A 13,596-nucleotide genomic window follows, 5' to 3' on the forward strand; every position below is an offset into this window, starting at 1 on the left:
GCGCAGTGCGCGGCTTTTAAGGTGGTGGGCCCACACGGACTCGAACCGTGGACCCAAGGATTATGAGTTGCCTAGAAACGCTGCAAACCCAGTGAAATCGGGCGTAGCTTAGCGCAGGTACAGTTAGCTGAAAGCTTCGCCGTAGAGCGGTTTAAGCGTAATTGGGCGAAATCTGTAAAAGCTGGGCACTGTACCGCCAGTGTACTGATTTCTGTACCGCGAAACGGTCAGGTTTTGCTTTTTAATCGGACGATCACTACGCAGGCTCTCTTGATCGTGTTGCGGATCAGGCGTTGACGGACATCGTTGCTCCAAGTGCTGAGTGATGCTGCTATTGACCTTGCTCGGCGAGCCAGGCGAGGTCATCTGCACGTTTCTTGGTCATATCAAGAAAGCACGAAGCGCTGTTGACGCTGTCGATGGTGCCTCCAGTCAAGCTACCGAGTAGGGCGCAATCGGCATCGCGGAATTTGATCCATAGCCGCTGCGCGTCCCGCAGTAGTGTTTGCTGTGCAGGTGTTAGCGCTTGTATGGCGGCTTTGTAATTTTGGTTGAGGCGGGCGTCTTGCTGTTCTGTCTCACTGCCCATGCAATTGAGCATATTCACCGTCACGCCGCCGGACTCATCCATGCAGGCGGTATAGGTTTCGCTGTAGCCATCGTCTGCTGCGTGTGTTCCAGCGCTGAGCGCGGTGACGGCAATCGCCAGCAGTTGATTGCATGATGTGCATCCAGCGTATCAATTGATGGTTGTTAAAGGCTTTGCATGGTTCGGCACTTGGGGAAAGCCGAGCATCCCCAAAACTGCTGTCCCGCTTTCGGCCCTGACTTCACGGTGCGGATCAGCAGCGCACTCCCACATTTCGGACACTGCCGCTCGGCTGTCGGATCGCTACGGCGTTTGAGGTTTTGTACATGCTCGCGGTGGGTGGCGAGGGTTGGCGCGCGGCGGCCGGTTTGCAGGGCATGCAACATGGCGTCAACTTCAGGCTCGCTGAATAGCGGCTGCTGGAATGACTTGATATAGCGGATAAAGCCGATGCCCTGGGTGACGTTGGCCGGCACTTCGGTTTTGAAGGTGCTGCCGCCGACAAAGGTGATGACCGAGTGCAGGTGCTCGGGGTTTACGCCAAGGATGGCTTCCAGTGCTTTGAGGTGTTTGTAGTTCTGCCGCAGCGGGTTCTGGAATTTGAACGTTCGCTTGTAGAGCTTCTGTGTCCACTGTGGCTGCTTCTCACTGCCGAAGATCCAGCCGCTCATGTTCTTCGTTTCCAGCACGAAGATGCCGTAAGGCGAGAGGAATACGTGGTCGATCTGCGTGGTGCCGTCGGGCGTGTTCAGCGTGACATTGTGCAGGCGGCGGTAGGTCTGCTTGTCCAGCTGCCAATGGGCGAACAGCCGCACCAGGATTTCGCCAATATGACCCTTTGCCCATGGGGACTTGAGCAGGCCGATCAGCAGTGCGGCTGGGATAAACCAGGCCAGCATGCCCCAGACCTGAGCGATGATGGGGGAGAAGTCCATTTCCTGTCCTTGGTAATCCTGAGTTAACCGGATAGTACCGAAAGTCAGCGTAAATGGACGAACGTATTCGAAGGCGACAATCGGCTCATTGCGTGAGCCGAATATTCCGGCTATTCGGCTCACTCGGCTCTAAGCACCCGCTCAGGCTTTAGCTTCAGGCGCTGCGTTGATTTTTGCTGAGGTCGGTTCATGGCTGATGAAGGTCTCGCACGTCCTGATGCCACTGAGAAATTGCGCTTCGAGGCCAGTGCGCTGCTGACAGGTTGCGGCACGGCCTCCGAGCAAGACATGGAGCCCAAGGCTTGGGTGCCAGCCATCGCGACCCTGCGCCGAGCTCTGCACCTGGCCCAACCTGGCACCCAGGTGCCTCGCTTACAGCTCGGCTATCAACCGGGTGGAGGTAGAGGCAATGTCAGCCTCTACTGGCTGGAGCTGGCTTCAGAAGATTCGTCAGTAAAAGACTATGAGTCTGAGAGTGAGCCATCGACTACTGTGCTTTATCGACGATCTGGCAATGGGGCCATCCGCCCCTCGCTCGCCGCCCGGCTGTTTCTACGGAACGGAGAGATGCGCAACCTCAGCGTTCGTGGCATCAGCTTTCTGAGCTCGATATTGCTGGGCAGCGCATTATGGCTAGTCCTGCTCAGCATCATGCTGCTCAGCCTAAGCCAACGCGGAGGCCCTCTTACTATGGGCAGCCTGATTACCCTGGCCCTGACAGTGCTGGGCTTTGTGTTTATCTGGCGCGAGGTGTATGCCCCTTGGTTCCGCGTCATTGACGACTGTGTAGTTAAAGCCCCCCACTGGGTTTCTACCGTCAAAGAGGCTAGCTGCGAGTTGGAGATGTTTCGGCATGAAAGTTATCGCTGGACGCGCTTGGTTCGATTTTCGGCAGACTGCCCATTTGTGGCAGCAACATCGAGCTCAAGCCCGGAGAACCAGATCAAAAGCTCCCTCTGGTGGGTCGCTGCGTCGAAAGCCCGCACGCCCATGTCTATAGCTTTGACCGCATGACGCTGCGCGGTGCCTACCTAGGCCCACCGATGCCAACATCCAAGGCGCCGTGAGAGATGGCTGTCTTCTGAGGCTGTTATGCCCAGATGGGCAACTAGGCAACACAGGCCGATACAACGAGAACTACCAAACTAGCCGGCAGCACAGACAGATAACCGCGAGTGTCGCTCAAACTGACCAAAACAGTGCGAGCGGCACGGCCACCAGTTGTTCATCGAAAGGCACGACCTGATCGCCCGAGTAGAACACCACGCCACGCTTGAACTGCTGCGGCGTAATCTCGCGTAGATGACGAAGCCCGTTGAAGTCCTTGCCGCTGATAGTGGCCGCTGCCTTGACCTCGATGCCAACCAGATCGCCACGACGGTTCTCCAGCACGAAGTCCACCTCTACTCCGGTGGAGGTACGGTAATGCATCAGCCGCGTGCGCAAATCTGACCAGCTCTGATGCTTGACCAGCTCGGCATGCACGAAGTCCTCCACCAAGTCCCCCGGTAACCCCAGTCCAGCCGCCATGCCGGCTTCGCTCAAGCCCTGCAAGTGGGCCATCAAGCCGTAGTCGGTCACGAACAGCTTGGGCGATTTCTGTAGTCGTTTGCCGAGATTGGACGACCAGGCTGGAACCTGACGCACGAGAAAAAGGGTCTCCAGCAGAGTCAGATAGCGCTTGAGCGTGGTCTGCGGAATGCCCGTCGAACGCGACAGCTCGGCGGCATTGAGCAGTCCGCCACTGCGGGCGCCCAGCAGCTGCATCAGCCGCGGCATCTCCGTCAGCCCTTCGATCTGGGCCAGGTCGCGAACGTCACGCTGCAAGATCGTATGGAGATAACTCTCGAACCAGGCTTCCCGCCGCCGCTCGCCGGAACGACTCAGCGCCTCCGGATAGCCTCCACGACTCAGCCTCGCGATGAAGTCCTGCCGCTCGAAATGGCACTTATCCGGCATCTGGCCGCTGAACAGTCGATCAATCATGCTAAGGGGCTGACGCTCGATTTCGCTTTGCGCCAGAGGCCACAGGTTCAGCACCTCCATACGTCCAGCTAGAGAGTCGGCAATCTGCGGCAGCAACAGCACATTGGCCGAGCCGGTCAGCAGGAAACGCCCAGGGGTACGGTCGCGATCCACCGCCGCCTTGATCGCTAGGAACACCCCAGGAGCACGCTGCACCTCATCGAGACAGACCGCCCCCTTGAGTGCGTTGATGAAACCGAAGGGATCAACCTGCGCGGCTGCCAGCACAGCCGGGTCGTCGAAGGTGTAGTAAGTCGCCTCGCGGCCGAGGTTTTGGATCAGCGTACTCTTGCCGGTCTGGCGGGCGCCGTTGACCAGCACGACCGGCGAATCATCCAGGGCTGCGAGTAGGTTTTGACGAATTATGCGCGCGTACATGGTGTAAATTCATCCATTAAGTGGTGGAAATTACACCACAAATATATAGCGCATCATAGCGCTCAGCCGCCCTTTGAGCCTCAGGTTAGTCATGAGTACCGGAATCTGTAGTCGTGAATACCGGAATCTGTAGTCGTCACCCCTCTGGAGGCCACGTGGCACTAGGCGTCCAGCCAGCTAAAAACAAGATAACAACAAGAAAAAAACAAGGGAAAAGCTTTTAAAAAGCGATCAGAGTGATGGCTGCGGTCGGCGCAGGTGAGGGTGGCGGCGCCACCACGCCTCTGCCACATCGGCCGGCACCGTAGCGTGGTGGCCCAGGTCTTCAACGGTGAGAGCGCGCCGGAATCTCTTATCCTGCCAAGACTGGCTGGGGACATTGCGGGGAGAGCCGGCAGGAAGGAGCCAATTAAGCGCTTGCTGCGCGTTTTGGAAGATTCTTGAGCCGGTATACCCCAGAGGGAGCGAAATCGTCACAGAGGCGATTCTGAGCCGTTCCCGGGGCTGAAGGGACTGCAACAGAGTGATAAGAGGGCTGGAAGGGGGATTAACGACCGGCAGCACATCAAGCGGACTGCAATTCTTGCGACTTCCCGTCTCCCGCCGCTGATTACCAGCAGCCCGATCTATCTCTGGATCAGCTCGCCGGCATCACGCCTACATCCTCTGTTTTCCTATTCCGCACCTCTGGCAACTCTATGACAGGAGCCGGCATCTTCGACGGCTATATCCTGGTGGTGGACAAGGCAAAGCGCCCCCAGCCAGGGGATGTGGTGCTGGCGATTGTCGGTGCTGAGTTCCTGGTCAAGCGGTTGCAGTTCGACTGCGAGGGGCGGGCGATGTTGATGGCGAGGAGCTGGAGGTGTGGGGTGTGTGCGTGTGGGTACTGCAAGCGCTGTAGGTTGGCCTGAGAATCGGGGGATTATGCGCAATTATGCGAAATAAAATAATTATTCGCCGGTTAGCCCCTTGGGACAGGGCAATCGCATGAACGCCTGCCGATTTGAATGAGTCCTTTCCCTGCGGGCATCCTGAGCGCCTCTCTACTCAGGATGCCCTGCAATGTCGCATCACATACCAATCTCCGATGTTCTGGTCGCCATCAATGATCCCCGTCAGCAGGGCAAGATTCGTCACGACCTGGTCGAAACACTGGTCGTGGCTATCTGCGGCGTGCTTGCCGGCGCTGACACCTTCATCGAAATCGAACTCTGGGCTGAGCAGCGGCTGGACTGGTTCCGCCGTATTCTGAAACTACCCCACGGCATTCCCTCACACGACACCTTTGGACGGCTATTCAGCCTGATCGATCCAGAGGAGTTCGAGCAGGCCTTCCGCTGTTGGGTTGCGGCGATCCTACCGGCCCTTTCTCCGCAAGTGGTTGCCCTAGACGGCAAGACCAGTCGCCGCTCCGGCAAGAAAAACACGGCCCCGTTGCACCTGGTCAGCGCTTTTGCGGTTGATTCAGGACTGATTCTCGGGCAGAGGGCGACCTCCCAGAAGTCCAACGAGAAGACCGCCATTCCTGAGCTGCTGGCCACACTGGCGCTTGAGGGCTGCACCGTGACGATCGATGCCATGGGTACCCAGCCGGACATTGCACAGGCCATTCTCGATCGCGGGGCGCACTATCTGCTGGCCATCAAGGGAAACCAGCCGAAGCTGGCCGAAGCGATCGATGACTTCGCTGACACCTTTTTGGACGGCGATCCTGCCCGGGTACCCCATGCGCACTTCGAGCATGTCGAGAAGGACCATGGCCGGCTGGAGGTTCGTCGCTGCCATGTTTTCGACCAACTCCAGTGCCTGCCACAGCCAGAACGCTGGCCAGGACTGCGCACTTTCGTGATGCTGGAGTCCGAGCGGACTGTGGGCAACCAGACCAGCCTGGAGCGCCGTTACTACATCAGCAGTCTTGCTCCGGATGCAGAGCGCATCGCACATGCCATCAGGGTGTTGGCGCTCGTCGCGTTCCGTAGCAGCAAAAATGAAGCGGTACGCAAAACGGTACGCAAATTTTTTTATCGAGCCCATAAACGACAAAAGGCCAGCACGATGGCTGACCTAAGTCGTTGTTTCATATGGTGGGCCCACACGGACTCGAACCGTGGACCAAAGGATTATGAGTTGCCTAGAAACGCTGCAAGCCCAGTGAAATCGGGCGTAGCTTAGCGCAGGTACAGTTAGCTGAAAGTAGCGTCGTAGATGGGCTTAAGCGTAATTTGGGGAAATCTGTAAAAGCTGGGCACTGTACCGTCAGTGTACTGATTTCTGTACCGCTAAACTGCCAAATCTTAGGCGCTTCATGCTTTTGGCTGACAATTCTTGGCTCACGGAAGCGTCAGGAAGAATAAATCTTTCTCCTATTACCATTTTTCTCGCGAAGTCGCATGTATGCCATCGCCCCTGCGAGCAGATGGCATACACTTTTTACTGTCTGGATAGGCGAAATTAAAGGGTATTTCTTACGTTATCGACCATTTGTATCGATCGCTTTTTTGACACTTTCAAATGACTTTCTTGCTTCATTAACTGCCTCTATGAAGTCCCAGTAGTTTGGCCTGTTTGAAAGAGCTGTCCATTGTGTGGCGAGGTAGTTTTTGAAAGTTAATGCTCTTTTGTACCGAACATCTATCGCTAATGAATTGACGTCTTCTGTCAGTTGGTCATTAATCTCTTGATCAAGAATCGGGGTGTCGAAAACCATAGCGTCAAGATATGTAAAAGTCCCGATCCAGCGTTTGAGATGATAAGCGCCTATTGTGGTTATTCTGAATGAGTCCGGCATTTCTCCGATTAATGCACCATTTGCGTCTTCTTCGAATGTTATACGTTGCGATGTTTCGATTAGTTTCTTGTTTGTGCATCTTCTTAGCGCGTTGGATATTTGCTCTGCAGTAAATCCATGGTTTTGTAGTTCTTCGGTCAGTGTCGAAGATGAGCAGAACCCGTCGTTGTCCCTATGTCTTCCTTGTGTGTTTAGGAAGGCTATGAGTATGGGGACTAGAAAATGTTCACCAGTATCAGCGCTAGATACGTCGAACATATTCATTGCGATGGATGTGTCTGGGTTATAGTGGGAGTAGTCTCCCAAAAGTGCTGACTTAGTGAATTCGTGAAGTGGGATTCTATATCGTCCTTCTTCTCCCATGATTCTTATGATCTTCTCTGCGTCAATGTTTGGGCTGCCAATAAATCCGGTCACGAACTCAATCGCGCTTCGGATGTTTCCTCCCGTGATGTTAGATAGAAATTCATAAAGCTCAGAGTTTTCAGACAATGAAGACACTAACGCCTTGAGGAACATTGCTAGGTTCCCGGCGTTAATTTTTACATAATTTATAGTCTCTATCGGAATGTTGCCTTCGGCCATTTCTAGGGCAAAAATCAATCTCTTTTGAATGACTGTGTCAATTCTTGGTGGTGAGATGGTAAAAATTTTATGCGGATAGGCGGAAAGTGCTCCGGATCTCTTTGATTTGAAAAAGGTTTGCGGCCTGACTGATATGAATACTGTCGCACTCCAGTCTTTGGCTAATTCTTGGGATATGATGAAGGCGCCTTGTTGGATATCATAATCACGTTGGTCTGCATTATCTAAAGATATAATTATTTGGCGTTGAGTAGATTTTGAATATGCATTTATTGATCGCTTTAAGTGCTGGTCTTTTTGTTTTGTCTCGATTTCCAGCATTTCAAATAGCTTTGTTTCATAGAGGGCTGGGTCGCTCTCTCGCTTGGCACCCCAGAGCCCTGATGAAAAACGATGTATTTCCGAAGCGTAAATGCCTTTTATGAATTTATAGGAATTAACATCTATTTCATAAGCTTTTAATAGCTGGCTTTCTATTTCGTTTAGCACGTACGTTTTTAAGTCGTCAGTCAGTGCTGCTTTTGAACCAAGGTCAATGTATATATAGATTGCATTCTTGAATTCTTCTTGGGCGCTGTTGTACATCAAGTTCTTGACAAACGAAGTTTTCCCAACACCTACATCGCCGAGCAGTACTATCGGTCTTCTAGTGATGGCTTCTGATAGGATGTCAGGTGAGAGATTTAATCCTCTCTTTTCTTTTATTGGTGATATGTGTGGGGTTGGTTCGTCTGTTTTAAATAAAGATGCATATCTGGCTTCGAGTATATTTTTACTTAGTAGTGCATATTTTGATAGTGCTCCGCTCTCGCAGTAGCATTCAGAAAAAAATCTTTTCTCGATTTCGCTGGATTCAATAATGTCTTGTAGGAAAAGCTCGGAGAGTTGGCGTAGTGTAGATTGTAGTTCGCTTGTATATCGGATGGTTGGGTAGGTTGTTAGTTTTGATGAAAGTTTGTTTGGTACTGTGCTTTGTCCTGATGCGAGATATCTGTATATATTTTTTTCTTTAACGCCCGCTGGCGAAAAAATTTGCCAAGCAATGTGAAAATTTTCTTTTAGGTGAGCGAGGCTCGTAAAGACAACGGCTTTCCCATCGAAAATGGAAATGCCATCTTGCCGAGATGCCAAGAAAATTATGTACTGGTGGCCGTTGCTAACTATTGCAAGAGGTACTCCGCGCTGGCTGCAGTACTGATGTGCTTGCTTTATAGCGTCAGATGCTTCGTTGCTTATGCGGATTAATGACTTTAGGTCAGTAACAAGATTCTTGGGGAGTCCTGCTGGTATTTCGAATGTTCTACCCTCTCGTTTGGCTTCGAGAATGGCAACTCTTGGTTTCCCAAGTTCATAGTCACTAAATAAGCCATCTTCTGATTTTTCTACTTCCGATGTATGTCTATCCCAGTTTAAGCAGTCAAATAAAATTTTGTCGATAATATGGAATCTGGTTTGGGCTTCATTCATGTCACTGTCTGTTGTCAAAGAAGAAATTAGCTCGCCTAGAGCTTTTTCTCCCTCACTAAGTGTGATCATTTTTTCGTCCTTAAACATATTATTTATTTCCCCGATAAATTCGATTTCGGGTTCTAGATAAGTTCTGGATGAGGTGAGGGGCTATTGCTCGCAAAGTCACTCCTCATCAAAGTAGTCACTATCAAGCTTCGGCAGCTTTAGCAGGCGCGACGTTACACCGACCTCATGATCCATCATCAGGTTGACCAGGCGACTGCCATCAACCAGCACCATGCCTTCCACGGAGCGGGAAAAGTCGATTGCCTGGGCGGTAAAACCTGATGTGGTGATAAATACTCCGCGCTTGGCTTTCTGCCCGGCGAGAGCCCCATAAAAGGCTTGGAGTTCTGGCCGCCCAACCGTGCCCTGCCAGCGTTTTGCTTGGACGTAGACCTTTTCCAAACCGAGCTTGTCGAGTGAGATCACTCCATCGATACCGCCATCGCCGCTGCCGCCGACGCGCTGTAGATCGTTGCGACTAGCCCCGTAGCCAAGGCTGTGCAGCACATCCAGCACGATAACTTCAAAGCGGTTGGGGCTGACTTGCACAAGGTTATCTAGTAGGTCTGCAGCCGTTGCCTCGCGTAGCTCACGTAGAGCTTGCTCCAGGCGATCGTCAGGGCTAACAGTGGCTGAACTGAGTGCGGGTGCAGACTGCTCTTGCTCATCGAGGGGGATAGCGTCGGTCGGGCTCTTGAGCTTCACGTCCATAAAGCCAATGGCGAGCTGTTCGACCTTATCCGCACTTAGAGGGGCAGGGTGCTGGGCTGCATAGGCAATACCTGCGTCAGTCAGCTTCCAATATCCACGCTTGGCGCTGCTGGAAAGGCCTGCACGCTTGAGCCGGTCGTGTGCCCAGCCTGCACGGTTTTTGTAGGTGGCCTGGCCACTGGCAATCAGCTCCTGGCGCTGAGCTTCTGACAGGTTCAGTGCATTGGCAGCAGCCTCATGGGCGTCACGTGCGGTAGCGCCTTCGGGCGTAGCGGCCAAGTAGCGCAGGATCGGTTCAATGAACTGGTCGTAGGTTGGAACGGACATTGCGACTCCATGCGTAGAATTGAGGTTAGTGCTACGTGCTAAAGGCTCTGCATGGTTCGGCACTTGGGAAACGCTGAGCAACCCCAGAACTGTTGCCCCGCTTTCGGGCCTGATTTCACGGTGCGAATCAGCAGTTCGCTGCCGCATTTCGGGCATTGCCGCTCGGCTGTCGGATCACTGCGGCGCTTGAGGTTTTGCACGTGCTCGCGGTGGGTGGCGAGCGTCGGCGCGCGGCGGTCGGTTTGCAGAACGTGCAGCATGGCGTCGACTTCAGACTCGCTGAATACCTGCTGCTGGAATGACTTGATATAGCGGATAAAGCCAATGCCCTGGGTCACGTTGGCCGGCACCTCGGTTTTGAAGGTGCTGCCGCCGACAAAGGCGATCACCGAGTGCAGGTGCGCGGGATCAACGCCAAGGGTCGCTTCCAAGGCTTTGAGGTGCTTGTAGTTCTGCCGTAGCGGGTTCTGGAATTTGAATGTGCGTTTGTAAAGCTTCTGCGTCCACTGTGGTTGTTTTTCGCTGCCGAAGATCCAACCGCTAATGTTCTTCGTTTCCAGCACGAAGATGCCGTAGGGCGAGAGAAATACGTGGTCGATCTGCGTGGTGCCGTCGGGCGTGTTCAGGGTGACGTTGTGCAGGCGGCGGTAGGTCTGCTTATCCAGCTGCCAATGGGCAAACAGCCGCACCAGGAGTTCGCCTGTTTGGCCTTTGGCCCACGGCGACTTGAGCAGGCCGATCAGCAGTGCGGCCGGGATAAACCAGGCCAACATGCCCCAGACCTGGGCGATGATGGGGGAGAAGTCCATTTCCTATCCTTGGTAATCCTGAGTTAACCGGATAGTACCGAAAGTCAGCGTAAATGGACGAACGTATTCGAAGGCGACAATCGGCTCATTGCGTGAGCCGAATATTCCGGCTATTCGGCTCACTCGGCTCTAAGCACCCGCTCAGGCTTTAGCTTCAGCCGTCGTGTTGATTTTTGCTGAGGTCATGCATACGTTACATCTGCTTAATCTTGTAACGTAAACATGACATGGACTACTCCCTTATCACGCATCGTCTCGGCCAACAGCTTCGGCAGCGTCGCCTCAATCGTGGGCTGACTCAGGCTGCTCTCGCTTCTCTGGCTTGCCTCACCCGGCAAAAGGTTATCGCTATTGAGAAGGGCGACCTCTCGGTGGGGATGATGGCCTATGCACGCGTGCTGGCTGCTCTCGATGCTGAGCTTACTGTCGTGCCCGCAGTTATTCCCACGCTGGACGAAATCCACGGGATATTTGACTGATGGCAGAAATGCTTCCGTCTGGTGTTCGCTAAGTAGTCCGGCTGCGACGTGTTCATCTAGGTACATGGCAGCCTTGGGCCACCTGATTGAACTGCATCCGCTGCGCCTCGACTACCTGGCTGATCGAGGCCACTGTCTGTGTGTCCTTTGGCCGGTATGACTAGGCTTCGGGAGAATCAAGGTCGGCACAGCCGCTGTCGCTGCAGGCTTCGTTTCTCGTCTGATTCATTGCCTTGGCTCGCTCCGCCACTTCCCGTGCACGCGCGATATAGCTGGCATCGCCGGTTTCTTCCGCGTCGGCCAGAAACACCGCTATATCCTCATCATCGGTCAGGTATTTGGCAGGGTCATAGGGTGTCAGCAGCTCGCTGCTCATGGCGATATTCCTCGCTGGTCTAGATTTTCGCGTCGCGAAAATGAGGGCGTGACTTTATGGTCATGATTTTTCGCGTGGCGAAAATCCGCAGCGGGTGATGACCTTTACCTGATTTGGCACTCACCGAGGCTGTGAGCGGTACGTCCACTGTCCATGGACTGAGGACGGCTATCCGTGCGGCTAGTCACGCCAGTATGTCACGGGTACGGAATTTGATTCTTTACTCACAACCGGAAGAACGTGGGTAAAAAATTGGGAAATTTACCCACGTACCGCAGACGGCAGACTGTTCACGTTGCTCAACTGGGGGGACGATAGAGAAAACGGACAAAATCGTACGCTAAAGCCAAAGAAAAACAGGGAGACACACCATGACCGAAGCCGAAAAATGGGCTGCATGCGACTCTGCCAAGCAGTCACTACACATCATTGCAAGCCACTTGTCAGCGTGCATATACGCAGAAAAGAAGGGGGAAGCCCCCGACCAGAAGCAGATCGACGAATGGATTAAAGAGCGGCATGCGATGATCCTTTTGGCCCGCTCGCTCACCGTCGATGACATGGCCACTATCGGCCGTGTCAGAGAAAATTACGACCAGAAAGCAATCGAACTATCGAAATAGGACTAGACCCAGGATGGCTAGCCGTGACCGATGACCTACCCAAGCCACTGCTGTGAAGCCGCACGATCAATGAGAGCCAGGCTCGACCCCGGCTGCGGCGGCTAGCTGGATCACGCCGCGAGCCTTAGCCACGTTACTCAGCGCCAACAGAAAGGCGTCTGGATTAGGGTCTTCTAGGGCAGCGCTCAGGTAAGCCCGAATGGTTTCTGCGTCGATCAGATGTGCCGACACGTCAAACGCTTGAATAGCCATGGCTGTTACTCCTTGCCCTGACCGCTGCTCGTTGAGGATGCCTTCAATCGTGCGTTGGTGTCCTGCCTTAACCAGCTTCAGTTCATAGCCAGCTGCTGCGAGCAGCCGAACCAGCACCGACACGCTCATATCACCTTTGGCCAGTGTTTCCATGCGCGCCACCGTGGTACGCGCGACACCAGCACGGCTGGCCAGCGCTTGCTGGCTAAGCTTCGCGCCTCTGCGAGCCTCTTTCAGCATCTCGGAAACATCGTGGAGAGAAGTCATTTGTAGCCCCTGGGCGTCAGAAACGGGTGAAGTGCCGAAAGATGTAGCTCTTGGGCTACAAGCTAGCTGCGTCGGCCAGGCGATACTTGGGGAGCCCACAGAATTCGGAAAAATCGTACGCTAAGCATCGTGCCTTCCCTTGCTTGAGTGCCAGTGCGTAGATTTGTGATAATGTGAATACACGTATCACATGGGGTTATTAGACATGGCCACTTCCATCAGATTGGCACCCGAAGTTGAGCAGCGCTTAGATTTTCTGGCGGCCAGCACTGGGCGTACCAAGGCGTATTATCTGCGTGAAATCATCGATAACGGCCTGGCTGACCTTGAGGACTACTACCTCGCGGCTGAAGTCCTGGAGCGTGTCCGTAAAAAAACAGAGGCCGTTCACTCTGCTGCGGACGTAAGGAAAGACCTTGGCTTGGACGATTGATTACACCGACACGGCCAAAACACAGTTGCGTAAGCTCGACAAACAGTCAGCGAAGCGCATTCTTGACTTTATGGATGAGCGGGTATCCAGCCGGGATGACCCGAGAACCACTGGCAAGGCGCTTACAGGCCCATTGGGTGGCTTGTGGCGGTATCGTGTAGGAGACTTCCGGGTGATCTGCGACATCCAGGACGGAGCCTTGCGGATACTCGTCGTACAGCTTGGCAACCGCCGAGAGGCTTACCGCTGAAACCAGCTTAGCCGCTTACGTATAATTGAAGTGCATATCAACCGGGCGTCAGGCGGACTACTCGCCTTACGTTGGTTTAGGTTCCACTGTTACCCACGTCCCTGCTTCCCTGATCCTGTTTGTGCCTCGCCTTACCCCATGGGCTTCAAAGGTGGACAGCACGCGTGCTGCCTGCTGGCGTACCGGGTTGCGCCGCTCACTGAGCCAGGCAAACAGGCGCTGCAGCAAATCAATCCAGTCCTTGGGGTTCATGC

At 53.8% G+C, this 13,596-nt stretch carries 15 protein-coding genes and 1 pseudogene; 7 read left to right on the top strand and 9 right to left on the bottom strand.

Going from position 1 to position 13,596, the window contains the following annotated elements; all coding sequences use genetic code 11:
* Positions 1-331: 331 nt before the first annotated feature.
* Complete coding sequence (locus PSOLE_RS13270; protein ID WP_083393715.1) at positions 332-631, bottom strand: lysozyme inhibitor LprI family protein; 300 nt, start codon at positions 629-631, stop codon at positions 332-334.
* Positions 632-753: 122 nt separating this feature from the next.
* Positions 754-1,524, bottom strand: a complete 771-nt coding sequence (locus tag PSOLE_RS13275; protein WP_074856495.1) for a nuclease-related domain-containing protein — start codon at positions 1,522-1,524, stop codon at positions 754-756.
* Between the two features lie 189 nt (positions 1,525-1,713).
* On the opposite strand from PSOLE_RS13275, the gene PSOLE_RS13280 reads away from it, so the two are divergent.
* On the top strand, positions 1,714-2,538 hold the full coding sequence (locus tag PSOLE_RS13280) for a hypothetical protein (RefSeq protein WP_039965259.1): 825 nt from the start codon (positions 1,714-1,716) through the stop codon (positions 2,536-2,538).
* 168 nt (positions 2,539-2,706) lie between these two features.
* Here PSOLE_RS13280 and PSOLE_RS13285 read toward each other — a convergent pair whose 3' ends face one another.
* The gene (locus PSOLE_RS13285; protein WP_003463741.1) at positions 2,707-3,927 is read right to left on the bottom strand and encodes an ATP-binding protein; all 1,221 of its coding nucleotides are present in this window, start codon (positions 3,925-3,927) and stop codon (positions 2,707-2,709) included.
* A gap of 632 nt (positions 3,928-4,559) precedes the next feature.
* Between PSOLE_RS13285 and PSOLE_RS25155 the strand changes: the two genes are divergently transcribed.
* Positions 4,560-4,838 carry a LexA family protein gene (locus PSOLE_RS25155; RefSeq protein WP_221740023.1) on the top strand — a complete coding sequence of 93 codons (279 nt, stop codon included), beginning with the start codon at positions 4,560-4,562 and terminating at the stop codon, positions 4,836-4,838.
* A gap of 151 nt (positions 4,839-4,989) precedes the next feature.
* A pseudogene (locus PSOLE_RS13300) lies at positions 4,990-5,880 on the top strand (ISAs1-like element ISPa60 family transposase); the annotation flags it as partial.
* Between the two features lie 517 nt (positions 5,881-6,397).
* Here PSOLE_RS13300 and PSOLE_RS13305 read toward each other — a convergent pair.
* The 3 genes from PSOLE_RS13305 to PSOLE_RS13315 form a co-directional block, all read right to left on the bottom strand.
* A complete protein-coding gene (locus tag PSOLE_RS13305) occupies positions 6,398-8,836 on the bottom strand; it encodes a hypothetical protein (protein ID WP_074856540.1) in 2,439 nt (812 codons plus the stop codon).
* Positions 8,837-8,932: 96 nt separating this feature from the next.
* Positions 8,933-9,853: a restriction endonuclease gene (locus PSOLE_RS13310; protein WP_074856489.1), complete on the bottom strand. Its 921-nt coding sequence runs from the start codon at positions 9,851-9,853 to the stop codon at positions 8,933-8,935.
* 38 nt (positions 9,854-9,891) lie between these two features.
* Positions 9,892-10,662 (bottom strand): nuclease-related domain-containing protein, encoded by a 771-nt coding sequence (locus PSOLE_RS13315; RefSeq protein WP_074856486.1) that lies wholly within the window; start codon positions 10,660-10,662, stop codon positions 9,892-9,894.
* 227 nt (positions 10,663-10,889) lie between these two features.
* Between PSOLE_RS13315 and PSOLE_RS13320 the strand changes: the two genes are divergently transcribed.
* Positions 10,890-11,141 (top strand): helix-turn-helix domain-containing protein, encoded by a 252-nt coding sequence (locus PSOLE_RS13320; RefSeq protein WP_074856484.1) that lies wholly within the window; start codon positions 10,890-10,892, stop codon positions 11,139-11,141.
* Positions 11,142-11,301: 160 nt separating this feature from the next.
* Here the strand turns inward: PSOLE_RS13320 and PSOLE_RS13325 are convergent, their stop codons facing one another.
* Positions 11,302-11,517: a helix-turn-helix domain-containing protein gene (locus PSOLE_RS13325; RefSeq protein WP_074856481.1), complete on the bottom strand. Its 216-nt coding sequence runs from the start codon at positions 11,515-11,517 to the stop codon at positions 11,302-11,304.
* A 371-nt stretch (positions 11,518-11,888) separates the two neighbouring features.
* On the opposite strand from PSOLE_RS13325, the gene PSOLE_RS13330 reads away from it, so the two are divergent.
* On the top strand, positions 11,889-12,140 hold the full coding sequence (locus tag PSOLE_RS13330) for a hypothetical protein (RefSeq protein WP_074856478.1): 252 nt from the start codon (positions 11,889-11,891) through the stop codon (positions 12,138-12,140).
* A 66-nt stretch (positions 12,141-12,206) separates the two neighbouring features.
* On the opposite strand, the gene PSOLE_RS24690 is transcribed toward PSOLE_RS13330, so the two are convergent.
* Entirely contained in the window at positions 12,207-12,659 is a 453-nt protein-coding gene (locus PSOLE_RS24690; protein WP_244597223.1) for a helix-turn-helix transcriptional regulator, read from the bottom strand.
* 205 nt (positions 12,660-12,864) lie between these two features.
* On the opposite strand from PSOLE_RS24690, the gene relB reads away from it, so the two are divergent.
* Positions 12,865-13,092: a type II toxin-antitoxin system RelB family antitoxin gene (gene relB, locus PSOLE_RS13345; protein ID WP_041754822.1), complete on the top strand. Its 228-nt coding sequence runs from the start codon at positions 12,865-12,867 to the stop codon at positions 13,090-13,092.
* Positions 13,076-13,342, top strand: a complete 267-nt coding sequence (locus PSOLE_RS13350) for a type II toxin-antitoxin system RelE family toxin (protein WP_074856475.1) — start codon at positions 13,076-13,078, stop codon at positions 13,340-13,342. Before relB ends, PSOLE_RS13350 begins: the two co-directional genes overlap by 17 nt.
* Before the next feature lie 66 nt (positions 13,343-13,408).
* Here the strand turns inward: PSOLE_RS13350 and PSOLE_RS13355 are convergent, their stop codons facing one another.
* A complete protein-coding gene (locus PSOLE_RS13355) occupies positions 13,409-13,594 on the bottom strand; it encodes a hypothetical protein (RefSeq protein ID WP_074856473.1) in 186 nt (61 codons plus the stop codon).
* Between the last annotated feature and the right edge of the window lie 2 nt (positions 13,595-13,596).

This window comes from Pseudomonas oleovorans subsp. oleovorans (assembly GCF_002197815.1).
Lineage (GTDB): Bacteria > Pseudomonadota > Gammaproteobacteria > Pseudomonadales > Pseudomonadaceae > Aquipseudomonas > Aquipseudomonas oleovorans.

Excerpts from the sequence above, each read along its gene's own strand:
- PSOLE_RS13270 (WP_083393715.1), bottom strand. The coding sequence starts at position 631 with ATGGATGAGTCCGGCGGCGTGACGGTGAATATGCTCAATTGCATGGGC.
- PSOLE_RS13275 (WP_074856495.1), bottom strand. The coding sequence starts at position 1,524 with ATGGACTTCTCCCCCATCATCGCTCAGGTCTGGGGCATGCTGGCCTGG.
- PSOLE_RS13280 (WP_039965259.1), top strand. The coding sequence starts at position 1,714 with ATGGCTGATGAAGGTCTCGCACGTCCTGATGCCACTGAGAAATTGCGC.
- PSOLE_RS13285 (WP_003463741.1), bottom strand. The coding sequence starts at position 3,927 with ATGTACGCGCGCATAATTCGTCAAAACCTACTCGCAGCCCTGGATGAT.
- PSOLE_RS13305 (WP_074856540.1), bottom strand. The coding sequence starts at position 8,836 with ATGATCACACTTAGTGAGGGAGAAAAAGCTCTAGGCGAGCTAATTTCT.
- PSOLE_RS13310 (WP_074856489.1), bottom strand. The coding sequence starts at position 9,853 with ATGTCCGTTCCAACCTACGACCAGTTCATTGAACCGATCCTGCGCTAC.
- PSOLE_RS13315 (WP_074856486.1), bottom strand. The coding sequence starts at position 10,662 with ATGGACTTCTCCCCCATCATCGCCCAGGTCTGGGGCATGTTGGCCTGG.
- PSOLE_RS13320 (WP_074856484.1), top strand. The coding sequence starts at position 10,890 with ATGGACTACTCCCTTATCACGCATCGTCTCGGCCAACAGCTTCGGCAG.
- PSOLE_RS13325 (WP_074856481.1), bottom strand. The coding sequence starts at position 11,517 with ATGAGCAGCGAGCTGCTGACACCCTATGACCCTGCCAAATACCTGACC.
- PSOLE_RS13330 (WP_074856478.1), top strand. The coding sequence starts at position 11,889 with ATGACCGAAGCCGAAAAATGGGCTGCATGCGACTCTGCCAAGCAGTCA.
- PSOLE_RS24690 (WP_244597223.1), bottom strand. The coding sequence starts at position 12,659 with ATGACTTCTCTCCACGATGTTTCCGAGATGCTGAAAGAGGCTCGCAGA.
- relB (WP_041754822.1), top strand. The coding sequence starts at position 12,865 with ATGGCCACTTCCATCAGATTGGCACCCGAAGTTGAGCAGCGCTTAGAT.
- PSOLE_RS13355 (WP_074856473.1), bottom strand. The coding sequence starts at position 13,594 with ATGAACCCCAAGGACTGGATTGATTTGCTGCAGCGCCTGTTTGCCTGG.